The organism is Caballeronia grimmiae, assembly GCF_000698555.1.
Lineage (GTDB): Bacteria > Pseudomonadota > Gammaproteobacteria > Burkholderiales > Burkholderiaceae > Caballeronia > Caballeronia grimmiae.
Window position 1 is genome coordinate 87,494 of sequence record NZ_JFHE01000005.1, and the last position, 23,579, is coordinate 111,072.

Consider the following 23,579-nt stretch of genomic DNA (forward strand, 5'->3'; position numbering starts at 1 on the left):
AGCAAGAACCAAAACTCACGGAGACTGGAATGAAAAAGAAGACCCTCGCGCGCCTCTCTTCTCTTTGCTTTGCGGCTGCGGCGGCGAGTGTGGCGCTGATGAGCAGCGGCGCGCAGGCTGCTGAGGCCAACAGCGTCAAGATCGGCTTCGTCACGGACTTGTCGGGGCTTTACGCCGATATCGACGGACAAGGCGGCCTCGAAGCCATCCGCATGGCGATCGCCGATTTCGGCGGCAAGGTCAACGGCAAGCCGATCGAACTCGTCTATGCCGATCACCAGAACAAGGCGGATATTGCGGCATCGCGGGCACGCGAGTGGATCGACCGTGACGGCGTGAACGCGATCATCGGCGGGACTAATTCGGCCACCGCGCTGTCCACCGCGCAAGTGGCGGCCGAGAAGAAGGTGCCGTACATCAACATCGGTGCGGGCGCGGACAACCTCACGAACGAACAGTGCTCGCCGTACACCGTCCACTACGCCTACGACACGATGGCGCTCGCGAAGGGCACCGGCTCCGCCGTGACGAAGCAGGGCGGCAAGTCGTGGTACTTCCTGACCGCCGACTACGCGTTCGGCAAGGCGCTGGAAAAGAACACGTCGGATGTCGTGAAGGCCAACGGCGGCCAGGTGCTCGGGACCGTGCGGCATCCGCTGTCGGCGTCGGATTTCTCGTCGTTCCTGCTGCAGGCGCAGGGATCGAAGGCGCAAGTGCTCGGCCTCGCGAACGCGGGCGGCGACACGATCAATTCGATCAAGGCGGCGAAGGAATTCGGCATCACCAAGTCGATGAAGATCGCCGCGCTGCTCATCTTCCTGACGGACATTCACAGCCTCGGACTCGAAACGACGCAAGGTCTCGTCGCGACGGATAGCTGGTACTGGAACAAGGACGAGAAGACGCGCGAGTGGGCGAAGCGCTATTTTTCGAAGATGAAGAAGATGCCGACGAGCCTTCAGGCCGCCGACTATTCCGCCGTCACGACTTATCTGAAGGCGGTGCAGGCAGCAGGCGGCACCGACAGCGACAAGGTGATGGGCGAACTGAAGAAGGCGAAGATCGACGACTTCTATGCGAAGGGCTACATTCGCCAGGACGGTTCGATGATCCACGACATGTACCTGATGGAAGTCAAGAAACCTTCGGAATCCAAAGAACCGTGGGACTACTACAAGATCACGGCGACGATTCCGGGCGAGCAGGCGTTCGCCACCAAGGCTGAATCGCGCTGCGCGGCCTGGAAGTAAGCTCGCGGTGGAGAGACGTGGCGGGCGGCTCGCGGGCTGCCCGTCGCCACAACGATTCTGACGGCAGGTTCAATGGAAATATTCGGCATACCGCTCGCCGCCATGATGAGCCAGCTGCTGCTCGGACTGGTGAACGGATCGTTCTACGCGATCCTGAGTCTCGGGCTCGCGGTGATCTTCGGCTTGCTCAACGTCATCAACTTCGCGCATGGCGCGCTCTTCATGCTGGGCGCGATGCTCGCGTGGATGGGCTACTCGTACTTCAACGTTCCCTATTGGGCGATGCTCGTGCTCGCGCCCGTCATCGTCGGCGTGCTCGGCGTCTTCATCGAACGTTCGATGCTGCGCTGGCTCTACAAGCTCGACCATCTCTACGGCTTGCTGCTCACGTTCGGCCTCACGCTCGTGATCGAAGGCGTGTTCCGCTCCATCTATGGTTCGTCGGGGCAGCCGTATGACGTGCCATCGCTTTTGTCCGGTGCGACGAACCTCGGCTTCATGTTCCTGCCGAACTATCGCGCGTGGGTCGTCGTCGCGTCGCTGATCGTGTGCTTCGCGACGTGGTTCGTCATCGAGAAGACGCGAATCGGCGCCTACTTGCGCGCGGGCACGGAGAACCCGAAGCTCGTCGAGGCGTTCGGCGTCAACGTGCCGCTGATGATCACGCTGACCTACGGCTTCGGCGTCGCGCTGGCGGCATTCGCGGGCGTGCTGGCCGCGCCGGTCATCCAGGTATCCCCGCTGATGGGGCAGTCGATGATCATCACCGTGTTCGCCGTCGTCGTGATCGGCGGAATGGGGTCGATCATGGGCTCGATTCTCACGGGCCTGCTGCTCGGCGTGATCGAAGGCTTCACGCGCGTGTTCTATCCGGAAGCGTCCGCGACGGTCGTCTTCGTCATCATGGCGCTCGTGCTGCTCGTGCGTCCGGCAGGGCTCTTCGGCAAGGAAAAATGATGCAGAGAAAAGCGCTATACGTCCTGTTGCTGATCGCCCTGGTCATCGCGCCGTTCGCGGGCGTGTATCCGGTCTTCATGATGAAAGTGCTGTGCTTTGCGCTGTTCGCGGCGGCGTTCAATCTGCTGATCGGCTATACGGGACTGCTCTCGTTCGGGCACGCGATGTTCCTGGCGAGCGCAGGCTACACGGCCGGGTACGCGATCCAGACGCTCGGCTTCACGCCGGAGCTGGGCGTGCTTGCCGGCACGGCGGTCGCGACGCTGCTGGGTCTGGTCGTCGGCCTGCTGGCGATTCGCCGTCAGGGTATCTACTTCGCGATGGTCACGCTCGCGCTCGCGCAGATGGTCTACTTCGTGTTCCTGCAAGCGCCGTTCACGCACGGCGAAGACGGGCTGCAAGGCGTGCCGCGCGGCAAGCTGTTCGGCATCGTGAGCCTGAGCAACGACGTTACGCTCTACTACGTCGTGCTGCTGGTGATGCTGCTCGCGTTCGCGCTCATCGTGCGCATCGTGCATTCGCCGTTCGGGCAGGTGCTGATCGCGATCAAGGAGAACGAGCCGCGCGCCATATCGCTCGGCTACGACACCGCGCGCTACAAGCTGCTTGCGTTCGTGCTGTCGGCAGGGCTTGCGGGTCTCGCGGGCGCGACGAAGACGCTCGTGCTCGGCTTCGAAACACTCGGCGATGCCTACTGGACCATGTCCGGCCTCGTCGTGCTGATGACGCTCGTCGGCGGCATGAGCACGATGTTCGGGCCGCTGCTGGGCGCTGCGATCATCGTGGCGCTGGAAGACCGGCTCGGCGATATCGGCACGGGCATCGCGAAGCTCACGGGCGTTGCGTGGTTCCAGTCGCTCGGCGAATCGGTGACGATCGTGACGGGGGTGATCTTCATTGCGTGCGTGCTGGCGTTTCGCCGCGGCATCGTGGGGGAGATCGTCGCGCGGATTCGGCCGTTGCAGGGCTGAGGCAATTTAGTTGGAATACCGAAAGGACTATGCCAATGCGAAGGCTTGATTAACGGCAATTAACGCGCCCCTTTGAGGTGCCTGCATGCACCACTAGGGTAAATGCTAGGTTGTCGCTAATCGGTCACGACATTACTATGCGTCTAGTTCTGTTGCACCCGAATTTTTGAGGTGGAGAACGAGGAGACATGAGGCACAAAGTGCCCAAATCGGAAGCGCTGTTGGATGACTCCAACAGCGCTTTTTTATTTGTCCGCCGATAATACGTATCGCGATCGCGCGATTCACCAGACAGATAATCCAGGCGGGACATCCAACAGCATGGCGGGGCGTGCGCTACGCCTCACGCAGCCTGCCGCAAGCCCTTCAAAACGCTTGCTGGGCGGCGCTTGCCTCCGCTAAACTGCATTTCCCGACCCGCTGGTCGGCGATTCGCGACATAAATAAATCCGCGGGCTTCGAAGCAAAGAATCATCCGGCAAGACTTCAATTCGAACTGACGATTTACGGGGTGCAAATCAATGAAGTGGGCATTGCGCGGTAAAGCGGTCGCTATGGCGATTGCGGGAATGGCAGCGGTTTTAAGCACGCAAGTTTGGGCGGACGTGAAAATAGGCGTCACGGTATCGGCGACAGGCCCGGCCGCATCGCTCGGTATTCCGGAGAAAAACACCTTCGCGTTATTGCCGAAGGAAGTCGCGGGACAAAAGGTGCAATACATCGTGCTCGACGACGCCACGGATTCCACGCAAGCCGTCAAGAACGCGCGCAAGCTCACGAGCGAAGATCACGTCGATGCGCTCATCGGTTCCACAGTCGTTCCTAATTCGCTCGCGATGATCGACATCGCCGCCGAGACCAGCACCCCGATGATCTCGATGGCCGCCGCGGCCAGCATCGTCGAACCGATGGACAGCAAGCGCGCGTGGGTCTTCAAGACGCCGCAGAACGACATCCTCATGGCGACGGCCATCGCACAGCACATGGCCAATCATGGCGTGAAGACGGTTGCCTTCATCGGCTTCTCGGATGCGTATGGCGAGAGCTGGTTCAAGGAATTCTCAAAGGCGGCGGATCTGGCGAAGGTGAAGGTCGTCGCGAACGAGCGCTTTGCACGCAACGATGCTTCGGTGACCGGCCAGGTCCTGAAGATGATGTCGCAGAACGCTGACGCGGTGTTGATCGCCGGCGCGGGTACACCCGCCGCGCTGCCGCAGAAGACGCTCAAGGAGCGCGGATACAAGGGCAAGCTCTATCAGACGCACGGCGTCGCCAATAACGACTTTCTCCGCGTATGCGGAAAGGACTGCGAGAACACGTTCTTGCCAGCGGGTCCGTTGCTCGTGGCCGAGCAGTTGCCTGACAGCAATCCGGTGAAGCAGGCCGCGCTCACTTATAAGAAGGCGTATGAAGGCGCTTACGGCGCGGGTTCGGTGTCGACGTTCGGCGGTCACGCATGGGACGCGGGCCTCATTCTTCAACGTGCGATACCCATCGCGCTGAAGAAGGGCCAACCGGGCACGCCGGCGTTCCGGGAGGCGTTGCGCGCGGCCATCGAAGAGACGAAGAATCTGCCGGCGTCGCATGGCATCTTCAACATGAGCGCGAACGATCACTCCGGGCTGGATCAGCGGGCGCGCGTGATGGTCGAGATCGTGGGCGGCAAGTGGAAGTTGTCGGCCAACTGAACAGCGATATGTGAATCGATTCTGACATCAAAGGCGCGTTGCAACGAACGCGCCTTTTTTGTTGTGCGGAAGTGGAAAGAAGAGGGCGCAAAGCCTCGCGGATGAACTGGGCGACTGTCATCGACGGTCAGGGAAAACGAGCCTAGGCATGGTGTAACGCGGTAAATAGATTGAGTGCGCCTCTGGCAGGCCGCATCGACAAATACTCGCAGCAGCACAGTCGCGTTTGGAGACGAGCAATGAAAACGAAGAAATCATGGGTTAGCAAAAGCATCGCGCTTGCCATCGCCGGCAGCGCGGTTTTCAGGACGAGTGCGGTATTCGCACAGGTGAAGATCGGCGTGACGTTATCGGCGACGGGGCCGGCGGCATCGCTTGGGATTCCCGAGAAAAATACCGTCGCGCTGTTACCAAAGGAAATCGGCGGGAAGTCGGTGCAATACATCGTGCTCGACGATGGCTCCGACACGAGCCGCGCCGTGCAGAATACGCGCAAGCTGATCGACGAGGATCACGTGGACGCGATCATCGGCTCGACCGTCACGCCGAATTCGCTCGCGATGATCGATGCGGCATCGAGCGCGAAGACGCCGATGATCTCGATGGCCGCCTCCGCCGCGATCATCGCGCCGATGGACAGCAAGCGCGCGTGGGTGTTCAAGACGCCGCAAAACGACGCGCTCATGGCTGACGCGATCGCCGGCTATATGGAGAAGCACGGCGTGAAAACCGTGGGTTTCATCGGCTTCGCGGATGCGTACGGCGACGGCTGGTACAACGTCTTCAACGCGGCAGCCTCGGCGCACAAGCTGAAGATCGTCACGAACGAACGCTATAACCGCACGGATACGTCCGTCACGGGGCAAGTGCTGAAGACGATGGGCGCGAACCCGGATGCGGTGCTGATCGCGGGCGCGGGCACGCCGTCGGCGTTGCCGGCGAAGGCGTTGAAGGAGCGCGGCTACAAGGGCAAGGTCTATCAGACGCACGGCGTGGCGAACAACGACTTCCTGCGCGTGTGCGGCAAGGACTGCGAAGGTGAGATTCTGCCTGCCGGTCCGGTGCTCGTGACCGAGCAACTGCCGGACAGCAATCCGGTGAAGAAGTCGTCGGCGGCCTACAAGGACGCGTACGAGAAGGCCAACGGCGCGGGTTCGCTGTCGACCTTCGGCGGTCACGCATGGGATGCCGGTCAGATGCTCGCACGCGCGATTCCCGAGGCGCTGAAGAAGGCGCAGCCCGGCACGCCCGAATTCCGCGAAGCGCTGCGCGCCGCGCTCGAGAGCCTGAAGGATCTGCCGGTCGCGCACGGCATCATGAACACGACGCCGAGCGATCACAACGGCTTCGACGACCGCGCGCGCGTGATGGTGCAGATCGTCGACGGCAAGTGGAAGCTGCTGAACGACTGACCGACGCGGGACGCAGCGATTCCTGAGCGTCCCCGTCTCCGATTTTCAAGATAGGGAAGCGGCGCGCCGATGGTGCGCCGCTTTTCCCATGTTCCACGGACTCTGACGGTCCGCAGATTTCAGGTAGCTCACAAGAGGAAGTATGGACTTATCGATTGCGGCGATTCTCGCGCAAGACGGCATCACGACGGGAGCGATCTACGCCTTGCTCGCGCTCGCCCTGGTGCTCGTGTTCTCCGTGACACGCGTCATTTTTATTCCGCAAGGCGAATTCGTCGCGTACGGCGCACTCACGCTCGCCGCGCTTCAGACGCAGAAGCTGCCCGCGACGTGCTTTCTGCTGATCGCGATGGGCGTGGGTTGTTTCATCGCCGAGAGCGTATCGATCGCGCGGCATCCCGGGCGCTATCACCAGATCGGCCGCCTGCTTGCCGTGCTCGCGGGCAAGTACCTGTTGTTTCCGCTCGCTGTGTGGGGCATCACGCAAGCCGTGTTCGCGCAGCCGCTGCCGATGATCGCGCAGATCGCGCTGACGCTGCTGATCGTCGTGCCGATGGGACCGTTCGTCTACCGGCTCGCGTATGAGCCGATCGCGGAGGCGAGCACGCTGCTGCTGCTGATCGTCGCGGTCGCGGTGCACTTCGCGATGGTCGGCCTCGGGCTCGTCATGTTCGGCGCGGAAGGCTCGCGCACGACGGCGTTTTCGGACGCCAACTTCAACATCGGCAGCGTGTCGATTTCGGGGCAAAGCCTGTGGGTGGTGGGCACGGCTGTCGTGCTGATCGCGGCGCTGTACTTCTACTTCGATCGCTCGATCTCCGGCAAGGCGCTGCGGGCAACGTCGGTGAATCGGCTGGGAGCACGGCTCGTCGGCATCGGCACTACCCAGGCTGGGCGGCTGGCCTTCACGCTGGCGGCGGGCCTCGGCGCGCTGTGCGGCGTGCTTGTCGCGCCGATTACGACCATCTACTACGACTCGGGCTTCCTGATCGGTCTGAAGGGATTCGTCGGCGCGATCGTCGGCGGCCTGGTGAGTTATCCGCTCGCGGCGGCGGGGTCGCTGCTGGTCGGCTTGCTCGAGTCCTATTCGTCGTTCTGGGCGAGTGCTTACAAAGAGGTCATCGTCTTCACGCTGATCATTCCGGTGCTGCTGTGGCGAAGCCTGGCGAGCCCGCATTCGGACGAAGACGAGGAGTAATCGGATGACATTCCTACATCGATATGGATTTTTGTGGCTGTTTCTCGTCGTGGTCTTCGCTTTGCCCGTGCTGCCGGGCGCGGTCGCGGTGCCGGAGTACTGGATCACGCTGCTCAACTACATCGGGCTTTATTCGATCGTGGCGATCGGGCTGGTGCTGCTGACGGGCATCGGCGGCATGACGAGCTTCGGGCAGGCGGCGTTCGTAGGCGTCGGCGCGTACGCCACCGCGTTCCTGACGACGCGATTCGGCGTCTCGCCCTGGATCGCGTTGATCGCGGGCGTGGTGCTCACGGCGTTCATCGCGCTGCTGCTCGGGCTGATCACGATGCGGCTATCCGGCCACTTCCTGCCGCTTGGGACCATCGCGTGGGGACTGTCGCTGTTCTATCTGTTCGGCAACATGGAACTGCTGGGCAAATACGACGGCATCAACGGCATTCCGGTGCTCAATCTTTTCGGCTGGCAGCTCGAATCGGGGCGAAGCATCTACTACCTGATCTGGGTCGTGGTGTTGCTCGCGGTGATATCTGTTCAGAATTTGCTTAATAGTCGACCCGGCCGCGCGATTCGCGCGCTACGCGGCGGTGGCATCATGGCCGAGGCGATGGGCGTAAACACGGCGTGGATGCGCGTCGTGATCTTCATATACGCCGCGGTTCTTGCGGCGATTTCCGGCTTTCTTTATGCGCACCTGCAGCGCGCGGTCAACCCGACGCCGTTCGGGCTGAACCACGGCATCGAATTCCTGTTTATGGCCGTGGTGGGCGGCGTTTCGCATGTCTGGGGTGCGATTCTCGGTGCGACGATCCTCACCGTTTTGCAGGACTACCTGCAGACGCTGCTACCGAAGCTGCTTGGCGCAAACGGGAATTTCGAGATCATCGTGTTTGGCGTCGTGATGGTGCTGCTACTCCAGTACGCGCGGCAGGGCGTTTGGCCCTTCGTCGCGCGGCTTTTTCCGCGCGGTCCGCGAGCGCATGTACCGGAGCACGGCGAGGCGTTGCCGCAGCGCAGCAAACCTGTCGCAGGCGCGCCGCTTCTGACCGTCGATAAGGCGCGCAAGCAGTTCGGCGGCCTTGTCGCCGTGAACGACGTCAGTTTCGATGTCAAAGCGGGGGAAATCATTGGGCTGATCGGTCCGAACGGCGCAGGCAAGTCAACGACCTTCAACCTCGTGACGGGTGTTCTCCAGGCCACGAGCGGCGCGATCACTTTTCACGGCGAACGCATCGACAAGCTGACGTCGCGTCAGATCGTAAAGCGCGGTATCGGGCGGACGTTTCAGCACGTCAAGATGCTGCCGGGGATGACCGTGCTCGAGAACGTTGCCATAGGCGCGCATCTGCGTGGGAAGACCGGCGTGTGGCGAAGCATCGCTCGTCTCAATGCGGCAGAGGAAGCTCGGCTAATGGCCGAAGCCGCGAAGCAGATCGTGCGCGTCGGACTGGAGAAGCATCTTTATAGCGAGGCGGGTAGCCTCGCGCTCGGTCAGCAACGCATTCTTGAAATCGCGCGCGCGCTTTGCTGTGATCCGACGCTGTTGCTTCTCGATGAACCGGCTGCGGGCCTGCGTTATCAGGAAAAGCAGCAACTCGCAGACTTGCTCCGTAAACTGCGCGCCGAGGGTATGAGCATTCTGCTGGTTGAACACGACATGGATTTCGTGATGAATCTCACGGATCGGCTCGTCGTGATGGAGTTCGGGACGAAGATCGCGGAGGGCTTGCCTAAGGAAGTGCAAAAGAATCCAGCGGTTCTCGAAGCGTATTTGGGCGGGGTGGAATGATGAACGGACCGATTCTTGAAGTCAGCGGCTTGTCCGTGCGTTACGGGAAAGTTGAAGCGTTGCACGGCGCCAAGCTGACAGTGGGGGCCGGGCAGATCGTATCGGTCATCGGCCCCAATGGGGCGGGGAAATCGACGCTGCTCAACGCCATCATGGGGGCGCTGCCGCAGACAGGGCACGCGAAAGGAAATGTTCAGTACGTCGGTGAAGATGTGTCGGCGCTGGCTATCGAGCGTCGCGTCGCACGTGGCATGTGCCTCGTGCCGGAGAAGCGCGAGCTTTTCTCGTCGATGGCGGTTGAGGACAATCTCGTGTTGGGCGCCTATCGACGGAAGCGCGCCGGGGAGCGTAACTTTCTCGACCAGCTCGATCACGTCTTCGAGCTATTTCCGCGTCTCAAAGAGCGCCGGAAGCAGGGGGCCGGCACCCTCTCTGGTGGCGAGCGGCAAATGCTGGCCGTTGGACGTGCGTTAATGGGCAAGCCGCAACTGCTTATGCTTGATGAGCCGAGCTTGGGCCTCGCACCGCTGATCGTTAAGGAGATATTTCACATCATCAGCGCGCTGCGGCAAACCGGCGTGGCGACGCTGCTGATCGAACAGAATGCCCGAGCCGCGCTGCAAATCTCTGACTATGGCTATGTGCTGGAAACTGGCGAAGTCGCGCTCGAAGGCAGGGCGGAAGAGCTTCAGCATAATCCGCAAGTCATCGAGACCTATCTGGGACTAGCAAAAAAGGCGGTTTAAACGGTCCGATGTTGGGGCACAGTGGCGTGTTTCACGTGAAACACGCCATTTTTTTCGCGCCGTCCAAGCGACGCGATTCGAGCCGTAGCGGAAACCGATATAATTCTGCGATATTCCATCTCCAGGTTCGTGTCGTTCGCACACGAAATTCCAATGCTTTATCCCACAGAATTTGATGTGATCGTCGTTGGCGGCGGTCACGCTGGCACCGAGGCGGCCCTTGCATCCGCACGAATGGGCTGCAAGACGCTTCTCTTGACGCACAATATCGAGACGCTCGGGCAGATGAGCTGCAATCCGTCGATTGGCGGCATCGGCAAAGGCCATCTCGTTAAGGAAGTCGACGCGCTCGGCGGCGCTATGGCGGCCGCAACGGACGAATCGGGCATCCAATTTCGGGTACTCAACTCGTCCAAGGGGCCGGCAGTGCGGGCCACGCGTGCGCAGGCTGACCGGCTGCTCTATAAGCAGGCGATTCGCCATCGGCTCGAAAACCAGCCGAACCTCTGGCTGTTCCAGCAAGCGGTCGACGACCTGATGGTGGAGGGCGATCGCGTCGTCGGTGCGGTCACGCAGGTAGGCCTGCGCTTTCGGGCGCGTGCCGTCGTGTTGACAGCCGGTACTTTCCTCGACGGGAAGATTCACGTTGGCCTGAATAACTACGTCGGTGGACGCGCGGGCGATCCGGCTGCAGTGTCTTTATCAGCGCGTCTGAAGGAGTTGAAGCTTCCGCAAGGCCGCTTGAAGACCGGCACACCACCGAGAATTGACGGTCGTACCATCGATTTTTCGCAGCTGGAAGAGCAACCGGGCGATCTCGATCCGATTCCGGTGTTCTCGTTTCTCGGACGCGTCGAGCAGCATCCGCGGCAAGTACCGTGCTGGGTGACGCATACCAACACACAGACACACGACATCATCCGTTCGGGGCTGGATCGTTCGCCGATGTACACCGGTGTCATTGAGGGTGTTGGGCCGCGCTACTGTCCGTCAATCGAGGACAAGATCCACCGATTCGCGTCGAAGGACGCGCATCAAATCTTCCTCGAGCCGGAAGGGCTGACAACGAATGAGTTCTACCCCAACGGTATCTCCACGAGTTTGCCGTTTGACGTTCAACTGAATCTCGTTCGCTCCATGCGCGGACTTGAGCACGCTCATATCCTGCGCCCGGGCTACGCGATCGAATACGATTATTTTGATCCCCGCGCGCTGAAGGCGTCGCTGGAAACGAAGGCGATCAGTGGACTGTTCTTCGCCGGGCAGATCAACGGGACAACCGGGTACGAGGAAGCGGCTGCGCAAGGATTGTTGGCAGGGATCAACGCGGGCTTGCAGGTTCAGGGCAAGGACGCGTGGTCGCCGCGTCGCGATCAGGCTTATCTCGGCGTTCTGGTGGATGACCTCGTGACGCGCGGCGTTTCCGAGCCGTATCGCATGTTCACGAGCCGCGCGGAATATCGACTCTCGCTGCGTGAAGATAACGCCGACATGCGTCTGACTGAAGTCGGGCGCGAATTCGGCGTGATCGACGATCTGCGCTGGGACCAATTCAATCGCAAGCGCGACGGTGTTTCACGTGAAACAGAGCGACTGCGTTCGACTTGGGTGAACCCCAAGACGCTGGCCGCAGAAGAAGCGACGGCGTTGCTGGGCAAACCCATCGACCATGAATACAGCTTGGCCGATCTGTTGCGTCGTCCCGGCGTTTCGTACGACGGCATTTGCGCGCTGCGCGACGGGCAGTGCGGACCAGAAGCACCGCTAGCCGACGATCCTGTGCTGCTCGCGCAGATCAAGGAACAGATTGAAATTGGCGTGAAGTATCAGGGCTATATCGATCGCCAAGCGGACGAAATCGTTCGCAACGGTGCGCAGGAAAACACCCGCTTGCCCGAAGGCATCGACTATAGCGAAGTGCGCGGCCTTTCCTTCGAAGCGCGACAGAAGCTGTCGCAGCATAGGCCGGAGACGATTGGGCAGGCATCGCGGATATCGGGCATCACGCCAGCGGCAATTTCGCTTCTCATGGTGCATCTCAAGCGTGGCCTCGGACGACGCGGCAAGCAAGCCGATGGTTCCGCAGCAACCACAACGGCGGCCCAATGACCGACTTGGCAACGATGTTGGACGATGGCGCTGCGCAGCTGGGCGTCGCGCTGTCGGCAGGGCAGAAGCAGCAATTGCTCGATTACGTTGCGCTGCTTGGAAAGTGGAACGCCGTCTACAACCTGACGGCGATCCGCGATCCGAAGCAGATGCTGATTCAGCACATTTTGGACTCGCTGGCCATCGTCCCGGCGATCCAGGCGCGCGGTGCTTCGACGGTACTGGATGTCGGCTCGGGCGGCGGATTGCCGGGCATCGTGATCGCGATCGCGCTGCCGCAGGTCCGCGTCACGCTGAACGACATCGTTCACAAAAAGACCGCGTTTCAATCGCAGGCGAAGGCGCATCTGGGTCTGTCCAATATTTCCGTCGTCACTGGCCGCGTCGAGAGCCTGTCGCCGGGCGTCGAAGTACCGGAAAAATTCGACGCAATTGTGTCGCGCGCATTCGCAGATCTCGCGGATTTCGTTACACTTGCGCGTCATCTAGTTGCCGAGAACGGTCGCATTCTCGCGATGAAAGGCATCCGGCCGGACGCGGAAATCTCACGCTTGCCTGCCGGCGTGACCGTCGTGGGCGTCGAACGGTTGATGGTGCCGATGCTCGACGCTGAACGGCACCTGATCGAAGTCGCCTTCGATGCCTGAGCGCCCGCAACGACTCAGCCATGCTGATCTTCTGACAGCGAAGAAACGAGGACACTAACGATGGCAAAAATCTTCTGCGTCGCAAATCAGAAGGGCGGCGTTGGAAAGACGACGACTGCGGTCAACCTCGCGGCCAGTCTCGCCGGGCTCGGACAGCGCGTTTTGTTGATCGACCTCGACCCGCAGGGTAACGCGACGATGGGTAGCGGCGTCGACAAAGCAGCATGCGAGAGCACGGTGTACGAAGTGCTCGTCGATGGCGTCACTCTGCGCGAAGCGCGCGTGCGGCCGGATGCGGTCGGATACGACGTCCTCCCGGCAAACCGTGAACTGGCCGGCGCCGAAGTCGAATTGGTTTCGATGGAGAACCGTGAGCGCATTCTTCGCGCTGCCATTGCCGATATAGAAGACGACTATGACTTCGTGCTTATCGATTGCCCGCCAGCGCTCTCGCTGCTCACATTGAACGCGCTGTGCGCCGCGCACGGCGTCGTCATCCCGATGCAATGCGAGTATTTCGCGCTGGAAGGGCTGTCGGACCTCGTCAACACAATTAAACAAATTCACGCCAACCTGAACCGGGACCTCAAGGTAATCGGTTTGCTGCGCGTGATGTTCGACCCGCGAATCACGCTACAGCAACAAGTGTCCGATCAGTTGAAGTCGCATTTCGGCGACAAAGTCTTCGATGTCGTGATTCCGCGCAACGTGCGCCTTGCCGAGGCGCCGAGTTACGGGCTGCCGGGCGTCGTGTTCGACAAGTCGTCCCGCGGCGCCCAGGCGTATATCCAGTTCGGCACTGAGATGATCGAGCGCGTCCGCGCGCTGCAACCCCATTCGATGCGGCAGGAAACGCCGACGGAGGAACCGAAATGAGCGCTGTGATGAAGAAGAAGGGTCTTGGCCGCGGCCTCGACGCATTGCTCGGCGGTAGCGTGGATATCACGGAAGCCGTGCGCGGTGAGGGCACGCCGACAGTTTTGTCGCTCGACAAGCTGCAAGCCGGCAAGTATCAGCCTCGCACGCGCATGGACGAAGGCGCGCTGCAGGAGCTTGCGGCCAGTATCCGCGCGCAGGGCCTCATGCAGCCGATTCTCGTGCGCTCGGTCGGCGATCAGCAGTATGAAATCATCGCGGGCGAGCGGCGGTTCCGCGCCGCGCGCCTGGCCGGGCTGGAAGAAGTGCCCGTGCTTGTGAAGAACGTGCCCGATCAGGCAGCCGCCGCGATGGCGTTGATCGAGAACATCCAGCGAGAGGACTTGAACCCGCTGGAAGAGGCGCAGGGCATTCAGCGTCTGCTCGACGAGTTCACGTTCACGCACGAGCAGGCAGCGGAAGCTGTTGGCCGCTCGCGCAGCGCGGTATCGAATCTGCTGCGCTTGTTGAATCTCGCCACCCCTGTCCAAACGATGCTGCTCGCGGGCGATCTCGACATGGGCCACGCGCGCGCGCTGCTCGCCGTCGATGCCGCCACGCAGATTCAATTGGCGAATCACGTCGTGAACCGGCGTCTGTCGGTGCGCGAAACGGAGCGCCTCGTCGCGGCGACGTTGAAGCAGGCGCCCGCCACCAAGGCGCGTCCCGCCAACGACGGCGGCCGCGATACGCGACGCCTCGAAGAAGAACTGTCGGACCTGCTTGCGGCCAGCGTCAAGATCAAGCTGGGCGGCAGGGGCCGTGGGAAGGTCACGATCGACTTCGGCAACCTCGACGCGCTGGAAGGCATTCTGACGAAGCTGCGCGGCAGCAACGTCGAAACGCCGGCGCCGGCCGTCTGACCGCACGGCCCACCTTGTCCGAATACAACGCGAAGGGCGTTCAGCCCGATGTGCTGACGCGCGTCTGGAGAACCGTCTGCAAGGAGCCGGTTCTCGCGATACTTGTTGCGGCGCTCGTGCTGTTGCAACTGGCGCGGCCTCGTCCGTGGATGTCGCTGCCGGGTCTCGTCGACTGGCAGACGGTGCTGACGCTGGCGGGCTTGCTCATCCTGACCAAGGCGATCGAATATTCAGGATTCCTGATGTGGGCCGCGCATCGGCTCGTGCATCACATCCACGGCGAGCGCGGGCTTGCGCTGTTTCTCGTCGCGCTGGCGGCTGCTTTGTCGACCGTGCTGACGAACGATGTCGCGCTATTCGCCGTCGTGCCGCTCGCGCTGTCGCTGAACAAGCTCGCGCCGCTGCCGATGAAACGGCTCGTGATCGTGATTGCGCTGGCTGTGAACGCCGGGTCGATTCTGACGCCGCTTGGGAATCCTCAGAATCTGTTCCTCTGGCAGACGAGCGGCGTTTCGTTCGGCGCGTTCGTCTGGGCGCTATTGCCGCTATGCGCGGCGCTGATGGCGCTGCTCGCAGCGGTCACGTTCGTGATGTTCCGCGCCACGCCGCTCGACCTGTCGGGCGATGTCGAAGCGCATTCCGTGGACCGCGTGCTGTGCGGCGTCAGCGCAGTGGCGTTTGCGGCGTTCGTCGCGCTCGCGGATGCACATCATGCGGGGCCGGGGCTTGCGGCGGTCGCCGTTGGTTTCCTGTTATGGCGGCGGGAAATCGTGCTGAAGATCGACTGGCTGCTGCTGCTCATCTTCGTGCTGATGTTCATCGTGCTGCGCAGTGCGGCGGCGTTGCCGTCGGTTCACGGCGCGATCGCGCATATCGGCATTCAGTCACCTGCGCGCGCGTTTGCTGCCGGCGCGGTGCTGTCGCAAGGCATCAGCAACGTCCCCGCTACGATCGTGCTCGCCGAGTTCTCGAAGGATTGGCGGGCGCTTGCATTCGGCGTGAGCGTCGGCGGCTTCGGCGTGGCGATCGGTTCGCTCGCGAATCTCATCGCGGTTCGCCTGTCCGGCGAAAAGGCCATGTGGATGCGTTTCCACATCGTCTCGATTCCATTCTGGATCGCCGCCGCAGTGATCGGCTGGGCGCTTGTCTGATGCCTCGCGCGCATCGGGTCAATTCTGAAAATCTGCTTGCAGTCACAAGAAAAATCTCGCTTTCGAGACCAATTTTTAAGCTCCGTCTGCTTGGCTTTTGACACACCTAAACTATTGAATCCGTGACAACAATCGCTTACAATCGCCCGGATTTAACAGCTAGGCCACCTCGAAAGCGCGTCGAAAGCGCAGGGTGATTTTCCGGACTCTCGGTTCTCTCGGTTGAGGGCTCGGAGACGGCGCGAGAGCACACCGCGCGAGTCTCGAGCAAAACGCGAAGCAAATGCGCGAACGAAACATGCAAGTCAGCGCTCGCTCAACCGGCGACACCAACGCCACCGGGAACCAGCCACGCAGTTCGTCGGACGACTCGTGGGAGGCCGAAGCGCAAGATAACAATATCGTTCCGCTCACGCGGGATCAGGCAGAAGAGCTGTTTGGACCCGAAGTGAGTCGTCCATCGCGTGTCACGCCGTTCAAGGTCGTGGCAGCGCAAATGGTTTTGTCCCTGGGTGCGACGCTACTGTGGTGGCTGTTTTACAAGCCGCCGGGAGATGCTGCGCTGTCCGCCTTTCTGGGAGGAGCGATCTGCTGGCTGCCCGCCGCCTTGTTTGCGGCGCGCCTGCAAGCGAAGACAGGCGCCGAGACGATCATGAGCTGGATGATCGGCGAAGCGGTCAAGATGGGAGCGACGATTGCTATGTTCGTCGCGGTCGCGTTCTGGTACAAGAGTGCGCTGTGGCTGCCGCTGCTCGTCACGTACATCGTCGCGTTGAAGGCGTACTGGATCGCAATGGCTCTGCGGTGACGCAGCAACGTGCGGCGATGACCTCCCAGGTAAGTGCGGGACGGCAGAGCTGCCACTAGCATACATATGTGCGGAGCGTGTTCCGCACACGGGCCTTCCGCCCTGGAGCCGCAACGCGAAGCGGCGGCTCGGAGCGGCAGGCGTCGAAAGATTTTTGACAATTTGGGTGGCTTTAACGATATGGCAGCTAGCGAAGGAACGCACGCTCTGGATCCGTCCGAGTACATTGCGCACCACTTGCAGAATCTTTCCACGGACCACCAGACGTCGATTTTCGACATCCACGTCTGGAATCTGGACACGCTGTTCTGGTCCATTCTGTGTGGCCTCTTGACCATCATCATCCTCGGCCTCGCGGCGCGTAAGGCGACGTCCGGTGTTCCCGGCCGCTTCCAGTGCGCCATCGAAATGCTCGTGGAAATGGTCGAAGACCAGTCGAAGTCGATGATCCACGGCAACCGCCGCTTCATCGCTCCGCTCGCACTGACCGTGTTCGTCTGGGTCGCCCTGATGAACTCGCTCGACTTCATCCCCGTGGACTTGCCTGGCCGCGTGATCGGCTGGCTGGGTCTCGAGAACGTCGTGCCCCATCACCGCATCGTTCCGACGGCCGACCTTAACGGCACCATCGGCATTGCGCTGGGGGTGTTCATTCTGATGATCTACTACAACTTCAAGATCAAGGGCGCCGGCGGCTTCGTGCACGAACTGCTGTCCGCTCCGTTCGGCGCGCATCCGGTCTTGTGGATTCCGAACCTTGCGCTGAACATCATCGAGTTCGTGGCCAAGACTGTGTCGCTCGGCATGCGGCTGTTCGGCAACATGTACGCGGGCGAACTGCTGTTCCTGCTTATCGCATTGCTCGGCAGCATGTGGCATTTCGGCGCGGACGCCTCTGTACTTGGCTTTATCGGCCACGTGGTCGCGGGTACGGTCTGGGCGATTTTCCACATCCTGATCGTGTTTCTGCAGGCTTTCATCTTCATGATGCTGACGCTGGTGTATATCGGCCAGGCTCATGACACGCATTAACGCGGCATTGCGGCAGTTCGGAATCGCCAACGGTTCTAAGTTTCAATTTTTATAAATCAAGTTCCAAAGTCTTTAATCAAAGGAGTGATCATGCAAGCTTTCATCGCCAACATCCAGGGTCTGACCGCCGTCGGTATCGGCATCATCATCGGCCTGGGTGCAATCGGCGCCTGTATCGGTATCGGTCTGATGGGCGGCAAGTACATCGAGGCTTGCGCTCGTCAGCCTGAACTGATGAACCCGCTGCAGACCAAGATGTTCCTGTTGGCTGGTCTGATCGACGCGGCGTTCCTGATCGGCGTTGGTGTGGCAATGCTGTTTGCGTTCGCGAACCCGCTGCTCGCACGTCTCGGCTGAGGTTACTCGGAAGTGTGCTGCGTCTGATTTTTTGGACACGACGCAAAGCGGAACGGTGAGGCGCTGATCGAGCACAACAGCCGGTTAGCGCCTTTTAACCGTTTCACTCTCCCGAAAAGCAACGTTTAAGGAAACACCGTGAATCTCAACGCAACCCTGTTTGCGCAAATGGTCGTGTTTCTGATCCTCGCGTGGTTCACGATGAAGTTCGTGTGGCCGCCGTTGATCAACGCCCTCGACGAGCGCTCGAAAAAGATTGCCGACGGCCTCGCCGCCGCCGACAAGGGCAAGGCGGAACTCGAAGCTGCGCACAAGCGCGTCGACCAGGAACTCGCCCAGGCACGCAATGACGGTCAGCAGCGTATCGCTGACGCCGAAAAGCGGGCGGCTGCCGTCGCCGACGAAATCAAGGCCAATGCTCACGCGGAAGCTGCGCGCATCGTCGCGCAAGCCAAGGCGGACGCCGACCAGCAAGTCGTCAAGGCTCGCGAAACACTGCGCGCCGAAGTCGCCGCGCTGGCCGTCAAGGGCGCCGAGCAAATTCTGAAGCGCGAAGTCGATCAGAAGGCTCACGCCGATCTGCTGAATCAACTCAAAACCGAGCTCTGATCATGGCCGAACTTGCAACCATCGCTCGTCCTTACGCAGAAGCGCTGTTCCGCGTGGCCGAAACCGGCGATCTCGCGGTCTGGTCCACCTTCGTCGAGGAGCTGGCACAGGTTGCGCGTCTGCCCGAAGTGGAGACGGTCGCCTCGAGCCCGAAGGTCAGCCGCGAGCAGATCACGGACTTGCTGCTCGCCGCGGTGAAGTCGCCGCTGGCTCAGAGCAGTGCTCAGGCGAAGAATTTCGTGCGCATGCTGGTAGAGAATCATCGTCTGCCGCTGCTGCCGGAAATCGCCGTCCAGTTCGACGAGCTGAAGAACGCCCGTGAAGGTGCGGCCGACGCGCATATCGTCAGCGCGTTCCCCCTCGAAGGCGCACAGTTGAACGACTTGGTCGCAAGCCTCGAACGCAAGTTCGAGCGCAAGCTGAAGCCGATCGTCGAAATCGATCAGTCGCTGATCGGCGGCGTTCGCGTAACGGTCGGCGACGAAGTGCTCGATACCTCGGTCCGCGCGCGCCTCGCCAGCATGCAGACGGCTCTGACCGCCTGACGCTTCCCGGAAGCGCCTTAGCTGGCACGCAACAGAATTGACTATCAGGAGCGAATAATGCAACTCAATCCCTCTGAGATCAGCGAGCTGATCAAGAGCCGGATCCAGGGCCTTGAAGCGAGCGCGGACGTTCGCAACCAGGGCACCGTGATCTCCGTGACCGACGGTATCGTTCGTATCCACGGCCTGTCGGACGTGATGCAGGGCGAAATGCTCGAATTCCCGGGCAACACCTTCGGCCTCGCGCTGAACCTCGAGCGCGACTCGGTCGGCGCCGTTATTCTCGGTCAGTACGAGCACATCACGGAAGGCGACATCGTCAAGACGACGGGCCGCATTCTCGAAGTGCCGGTGGGTCCGGAACTGATCGGCCGCGTGGTCGATGCACTGGGCAACCCCATCGACGGCAAGGGTCCGGTCAACGCGAAGATGACCGACGCGATCGAAAAGATCGCCCCGGGCGTGATCTGGCGTAAGTCGGTGTCGCAGCCGGTGCAGACGGGTCTCAAGTCGATCGACGCAATGGTGCCGATCGGCCGTGGCCAGCGCGAGCTGATCATCGGCGACCGTCAGTGCGGCAAGAGCGCCGTGGCTGTCGACGCGATCATCAACCAGAAGGGCAAGGACCTTTTCTGTATCTACGTCGCGATCGGCCAGAAGGCATCGTCGATCATGAACGTGGTGCGCAAGCTCGAAGAAACCGGCGCGATGGCTTACACCATCGTCGTGGCGGCTTCGGCTTCGGAATCGGCTGCGATGCAATACCTCGCACCGTACGCCGGCTGCACGATGGGCGAATACTTCCGCGACCGCGGCCAGGACGCGCTGATCGTCTATGACGACTTGACCAAGCAAGCGTGGGCGTATCGCCAGATCTCGCTGCTGCTGCGCCGTCCGCCGGGCCGTGAAGCGTATCCGGGTGACGTGTTCTATCTGCACTCGCGTCTGCTCGAGCGTGCTGCTCGCGTCTCGGAAGAGTACGTCGAGAAGTTCACCAACGGCGAAGTGAAGGGCAAGAGCGGTTCGCTGACGGCGCTGCCGGTCATTGAAACCCAGGCCGGCGACGTGACCGCGTTCGTTCCGACGAACGTGATTTCGATTACCGATGGCCAGATCTTCCTGGAAACCGACCTGTTCAACGCCGGTATCCGCCCTGCGATCAACGCGGGCGTGTCGGTGTCGCGCGTCGGCGGTGCGGCTCAGACCAAGGTCGTGAAGAAGCTGTCGGGCGGTATTCGTACCGACCTCGCGCAGTATCGTGAACTGGCGGCGTTCGCCCAGTTTGCGTCGGACCTCGACGAAGCCACCCGCAAGCAGCTGGAACGCGGCCGCCGCGTGACGGAACTGCTGAAGCAGCCGCAGTATCAGCCGCTGCAGGTGTGGGAACTGTCGGTGGCGCTGTTCGCGGCCAACAACGGCTATCTCGACGATCTGGAAGTCTCGCAAGTCCTGCCGTTCGAAAAGGGCCTGCGCGAATACCTGAAGACGAGCCATGCCGATCTGATTAAGCGCATCGAAGACAACAAAGACTTGTCGAAGGACGACGAAGGCGCACTGCATGCCGCGCTGAAGGACTTCAAGAAGTCGGGCGCTTATTGATCGGGACAGAGGAGCAACGCGCGGTGTGAAAGCGCCGCGCGGCTTCGATCAAGGAGTAAGCAATGGCTGGAATGAAGGAAATTCGCGGCAAGATCAAGAGCGTTCAAAACACGCGCAAGATCACGAAAGCGATGGAAATGGTCGCCGCATCGAAGATGCGCCGCGCCCAGGAGCGCATGCGTTCCGCCCGTCCGTATGCCGACAAGGTCCGCGCAATCGCCGCGCACATGAGCGCAGCGAACCCCGAGTATCGTCACCCGTTCATGGTGACGAACGAGGGCGCGAAGACGGCCGGCCTGATCCTCGTCACGACCGACAAGGGTCTGTGCGGCGGCATGAACACGAACATCCTGCGTGCGTCGCTGGCCAAGATCAAAGAGCTGGACCAGAGCGGCGTGTCCGTCGAGGCGTCGGCTATTGGCGGCAAGGGGCTCGGCTTCCTGAACCGGCTGCGCGCCAAGGTCGTGTCGCAAGTCACGCAACTGGGCGATACGCCGCATCTGGAAAAGCTGATCGGCGCGATCAAGGTGCAGCTCGACCTGTATTCGGAAGGCAAGATCAACGCGGTGTACCTGGCGTACACGCGCTTCGTCAATACGATGAAGCAGGAAGCGGTGATCGAGCAATTGCTGCCGCTGTCGGTTGACGACCTCAACCAGAAGAGCGCGGACGGCGAGACGCCGAAGACGTCGTGGGATTACATCTACGAGCCGGACGCTCAGACCGTGGTGGACGACCTGCTCGTGCGCTACGTCGAAGCGCTCGTGTATCAGGCGGTCGCGGAAAACATGGCGTCGGAACAGTCGGCGCGGATGGTCGCGATGAAGGCCGCGTCCGACAACGCGAAGACCGTGATCAACGAACTGCAGCTCGTCTACAACAAGAGCCGCCAGGCCGCGATTACGAAAGAATTGTCGGAAATCGTCGGCGGCGCCGCTGCGGTCTGAGCTTGACCGCGTGAAAGAACACAGTATCTAAAGGAAATGCGATGAGTACTACTGCTTTGGTAGAAGGCAAGATCGTACAGTGCATCGGCGCCGTTATCGACGTGGAATTTCCGCGTGCGCAAATGCCGAGAATCTACGACGCGCTCATTCTGGAAGGCACCGAACTGACGCTCGAAGTCCAGCAGCAGCTGGGCGACGGCGTGGTTCGCACCATCTGTCTGGGTGCATCGGACGGCTTGCGCCGCGGCACGATGGTCAAGAACACCGGCAAGCCCATCAGCGTGCCGGTCGGCAAGCCGACGCTCGGCCGCATCATGGACGTGCTCGGCCGTCCGATCGACGAAGCAGGCCCGATTGAAAGCGCGAATCTGCGCTCGATCCACCAGGCTGCGCCGTCGTTCGACGAACTGTCGCCGTCGACCGAACTGCTCGAAACGGGCATCAAGGTTATCGACCTGATCTGCCCGTTCGCAAAGGGCGGCAAGGTGGGTCTGTTCGGCGGTGCAGGCGTGGGCAAGACCGTGAACATGATGGAACTCATCAACAACATCGCGAAGGAACACGGCGGTTACTCCGTGTTCGCGGGTGTGGGTGAGCGTACCCGTGAAGGGAACGACTTCTATCACGAAATGAAGGACTCGAACGTTCTGGACAAGGTCGCGCTGGTGTACGGCCAGATGAACGAGCCGCCGGGCAACCGTCTGCGCGTCGCGCTGACCGGCCTGACGATGGCCGAGCACTTCCGTGACGAAGGCCTCGACGTGCTGTTCTTCGTCGACAACATCTACCGCTTCACGCTGGCGGGTACGGAAGTGTCCGCACTGCTCGGCCGTATGCCTTCGGCAGTGGGCTATCAGCCGACGCTGGCTGAAGAAATGGGCAAGCTGCAAGAGCGCATCACGTCGACCAAGACGGGCTCGATCACGTCGGTTCAGGCCGTGTACGTCCCTGCGGACGACTTGACCGACCCGTCGCCGGCTACGACCTTCGGCCACCTGGACGCAACCGTCGTGTTGTCGCGTGACATCGCATCGCTCGGTATCTACCCCGCTGTGGACCCGCTCGATTCGACCTCGCGTCAGATCGACCCGAACGTGATCGGCGAAGAGCACTATTCGATCACGCGCGGCGTTCAGCAGACGCTGCAGCGCTACAAGGAACTGCGCGACATTATCGCGATTCTGGGCATGGACGAACTGTCGCCGGAAGACAAGCTGTCGGTCGCGCGCGCTCGCAAGATCCAGCGTTTCCTGTCGCAGCCGTTCCACGTTGCTGAAGTGTTCACGGGCTCGCCGGGCAAGTACGTGCCGCTGAAGGAAACCATTCGCGGCTTCAAGATGATCGTCGAAGGCGAGTGCGATCATCTGCCGGAGCAGGCGTTCTACATGGTCGGCACGATCGACGAAGCCTTCGAAAAGGCCAAGAAGATCCAGTAAGGTCGGGTTCTTCGGGCGGACGCCAGCCGCGTTTTCACACGCGCGCTGACGTCCACGGATGACACTGACCCTCGGCTTGGAGTCGACATAAATGGCAACCATCAAAGTAGACGTCGTTAGCGCGGAAGAGCAAATCTTCTCGGGCCAGGCGAAGTTCGTCGCGCTGCCGGGCGAATCCGGTGAGCTGGGCATTCTGCCGGGTCACACGCCGCTCATCACGCGCATTCGTCCGGGCGCGGTTCGCATCGAGGCGGAAGACGGCTCGGAAGAGTTCGTGTTCGTCGCCGGCGGGATTCTCGAGATTCAGCCGGGCATCGTGACCGTGCTCGCGGATACCGCCATCCGCGGCGCCGATCTCGACGAAGCGAAGGCCGAGCAAGCGAAAAAGCGCGCCGAGGAAGCGTTGCAGAACAACACTTCCGAGCTGGAATACGCCACCGCGCAAGCGGAACTGGCGTACGCGGCAGCTCAGATTGCAGCAATTCAGCGTCTGCGCAAGGCGCACGCGAAGCACTAAGCAGTCACGCTTCGCAAGCAGTCAGAGAAAGCA

The 23,579-nt window shown here is 61.3% G+C and carries 23 protein-coding genes; all 23 read left to right on the plus strand.

What is annotated here, in order from left to right; translation table 11 throughout:
- Window positions 1-29 precede the first annotated feature (29 nt).
- Complete coding sequence (locus BG57_RS08145) at window positions 30-1,250, plus strand: ABC transporter substrate-binding protein (protein ID WP_035962111.1); 1,221 nt, start codon at window positions 30-32, stop codon at window positions 1,248-1,250.
- A gap of 72 nt (window positions 1,251-1,322) precedes the next feature.
- Complete coding sequence (locus BG57_RS08150) at window positions 1,323-2,207, plus strand: branched-chain amino acid ABC transporter permease (protein ID WP_035962113.1); 885 nt, start codon at window positions 1,323-1,325, stop codon at window positions 2,205-2,207.
- On the plus strand, window positions 2,207-3,178 hold the full coding sequence (locus BG57_RS08155; protein ID WP_035962411.1) for a branched-chain amino acid ABC transporter permease: 972 nt from the start codon (window positions 2,207-2,209) through the stop codon (window positions 3,176-3,178). The genes BG57_RS08150 and BG57_RS08155 overlap by 1 nt, the downstream gene beginning before the upstream one ends.
- A gap of 331 nt (window positions 3,179-3,509) precedes the next feature.
- A complete protein-coding gene (locus BG57_RS32455) occupies window positions 3,510-3,722 on the plus strand; it encodes a hypothetical protein (RefSeq protein ID WP_152562542.1) in 213 nt (70 codons plus the stop codon).
- On the plus strand, window positions 3,700-4,866 hold the full coding sequence (locus tag BG57_RS08160; RefSeq protein WP_035962115.1) for an ABC transporter substrate-binding protein: 1,167 nt from the start codon (window positions 3,700-3,702) through the stop codon (window positions 4,864-4,866). Before BG57_RS32455 ends, BG57_RS08160 begins: the two co-directional genes overlap by 23 nt.
- A gap of 239 nt (window positions 4,867-5,105) precedes the next feature.
- Window positions 5,106-6,278: an ABC transporter substrate-binding protein gene (locus tag BG57_RS08165; protein WP_035962117.1), complete on the plus strand. Its 1,173-nt coding sequence runs from the start codon at window positions 5,106-5,108 to the stop codon at window positions 6,276-6,278.
- Between the two features lie 142 nt (window positions 6,279-6,420).
- The gene (locus BG57_RS08170; protein ID WP_035962119.1) at window positions 6,421-7,476 is read left to right on the plus strand and encodes a branched-chain amino acid ABC transporter permease; all 1,056 of its coding nucleotides are present in this window, start codon (window positions 6,421-6,423) and stop codon (window positions 7,474-7,476) included.
- Window positions 7,477-7,480: 4 nt separating this feature from the next.
- Window positions 7,481-9,265 carry a branched-chain amino acid ABC transporter ATP-binding protein/permease gene (locus tag BG57_RS08175; RefSeq protein WP_075583102.1) on the plus strand — a complete coding sequence of 595 codons (1,785 nt, stop codon included), beginning with the start codon at window positions 7,481-7,483 and terminating at the stop codon, window positions 9,263-9,265.
- On the plus strand, window positions 9,262-10,011 hold the full coding sequence (locus tag BG57_RS08180; protein ID WP_035962123.1) for an ABC transporter ATP-binding protein: 750 nt from the start codon (window positions 9,262-9,264) through the stop codon (window positions 10,009-10,011). Before BG57_RS08175 ends, BG57_RS08180 begins: the two co-directional genes overlap by 4 nt.
- A gap of 153 nt (window positions 10,012-10,164) precedes the next feature.
- Window positions 10,165-12,120, plus strand: a complete 1,956-nt coding sequence (mnmG, locus tag BG57_RS08185) for a tRNA uridine-5-carboxymethylaminomethyl(34) synthesis enzyme MnmG (protein WP_035962125.1) — start codon at window positions 10,165-10,167, stop codon at window positions 12,118-12,120.
- Window positions 12,117-12,767 (plus strand): 16S rRNA (guanine(527)-N(7))-methyltransferase RsmG, encoded by a 651-nt coding sequence (gene rsmG / locus BG57_RS08190; RefSeq protein WP_035962127.1) that lies wholly within the window; start codon window positions 12,117-12,119, stop codon window positions 12,765-12,767. Before mnmG ends, rsmG begins: the two co-directional genes overlap by 4 nt.
- Window positions 12,768-12,827: 60 nt before the next feature.
- Window positions 12,828-13,643, plus strand: coding sequence for a ParA family protein (locus tag BG57_RS08195; protein WP_052005669.1), 816 nt, complete (start codon window positions 12,828-12,830; stop codon window positions 13,641-13,643).
- The gene (locus tag BG57_RS08200; RefSeq protein WP_035962130.1) at window positions 13,640-14,545 is read left to right on the plus strand and encodes a ParB/RepB/Spo0J family partition protein; all 906 of its coding nucleotides are present in this window, start codon (window positions 13,640-13,642) and stop codon (window positions 14,543-14,545) included. The genes BG57_RS08195 and BG57_RS08200 overlap by 4 nt, the downstream gene beginning before the upstream one ends.
- 14 nt (window positions 14,546-14,559) lie before the next feature.
- The gene (locus BG57_RS08205; RefSeq protein WP_035962131.1) at window positions 14,560-15,696 is read left to right on the plus strand and encodes an SLC13 family permease; all 1,137 of its coding nucleotides are present in this window, start codon (window positions 14,560-14,562) and stop codon (window positions 15,694-15,696) included.
- 283 nt (window positions 15,697-15,979) lie between these two features.
- The gene (locus BG57_RS08210) at window positions 15,980-16,504 is read left to right on the plus strand and encodes an ATP synthase subunit I (RefSeq protein WP_152562543.1); all 525 of its coding nucleotides are present in this window, start codon (window positions 15,980-15,982) and stop codon (window positions 16,502-16,504) included.
- Window positions 16,505-16,684: 180 nt separating this feature from the next.
- The gene (atpB, locus tag BG57_RS08215) at window positions 16,685-17,536 is read left to right on the plus strand and encodes a F0F1 ATP synthase subunit A (protein WP_035962133.1); all 852 of its coding nucleotides are present in this window, start codon (window positions 16,685-16,687) and stop codon (window positions 17,534-17,536) included.
- A gap of 90 nt (window positions 17,537-17,626) precedes the next feature.
- Complete coding sequence (atpE, locus tag BG57_RS08220) at window positions 17,627-17,893, plus strand: F0F1 ATP synthase subunit C (RefSeq protein WP_035962415.1); 267 nt, start codon at window positions 17,627-17,629, stop codon at window positions 17,891-17,893.
- Window positions 17,894-18,031: 138 nt separating this feature from the next.
- A complete protein-coding gene (locus BG57_RS08225) occupies window positions 18,032-18,502 on the plus strand; it encodes a F0F1 ATP synthase subunit B (RefSeq protein ID WP_035962134.1) in 471 nt (156 codons plus the stop codon).
- A 2-nt stretch (window positions 18,503-18,504) separates the two neighbouring features.
- On the plus strand, window positions 18,505-19,047 hold the full coding sequence (locus BG57_RS08230; RefSeq protein WP_035962136.1) for a F0F1 ATP synthase subunit delta: 543 nt from the start codon (window positions 18,505-18,507) through the stop codon (window positions 19,045-19,047).
- A gap of 57 nt (window positions 19,048-19,104) precedes the next feature.
- Window positions 19,105-20,646, plus strand: coding sequence for a F0F1 ATP synthase subunit alpha (gene atpA / locus BG57_RS08235; protein WP_035962138.1), 1,542 nt, complete (start codon window positions 19,105-19,107; stop codon window positions 20,644-20,646).
- 62 nt (window positions 20,647-20,708) lie between these two features.
- On the plus strand, window positions 20,709-21,593 hold the full coding sequence (gene atpG, locus BG57_RS08240) for a F0F1 ATP synthase subunit gamma (RefSeq protein ID WP_035962140.1): 885 nt from the start codon (window positions 20,709-20,711) through the stop codon (window positions 21,591-21,593).
- Between the two features lie 41 nt (window positions 21,594-21,634).
- Window positions 21,635-23,029 carry a F0F1 ATP synthase subunit beta gene (atpD, locus tag BG57_RS08245; RefSeq protein WP_035962142.1) on the plus strand — a complete coding sequence of 465 codons (1,395 nt, stop codon included), beginning with the start codon at window positions 21,635-21,637 and terminating at the stop codon, window positions 23,027-23,029.
- A gap of 91 nt (window positions 23,030-23,120) precedes the next feature.
- Window positions 23,121-23,546: a F0F1 ATP synthase subunit epsilon gene (locus BG57_RS08250; protein ID WP_035962143.1), complete on the plus strand. Its 426-nt coding sequence runs from the start codon at window positions 23,121-23,123 to the stop codon at window positions 23,544-23,546.
- Window positions 23,547-23,579 lie beyond the last annotated feature (33 nt).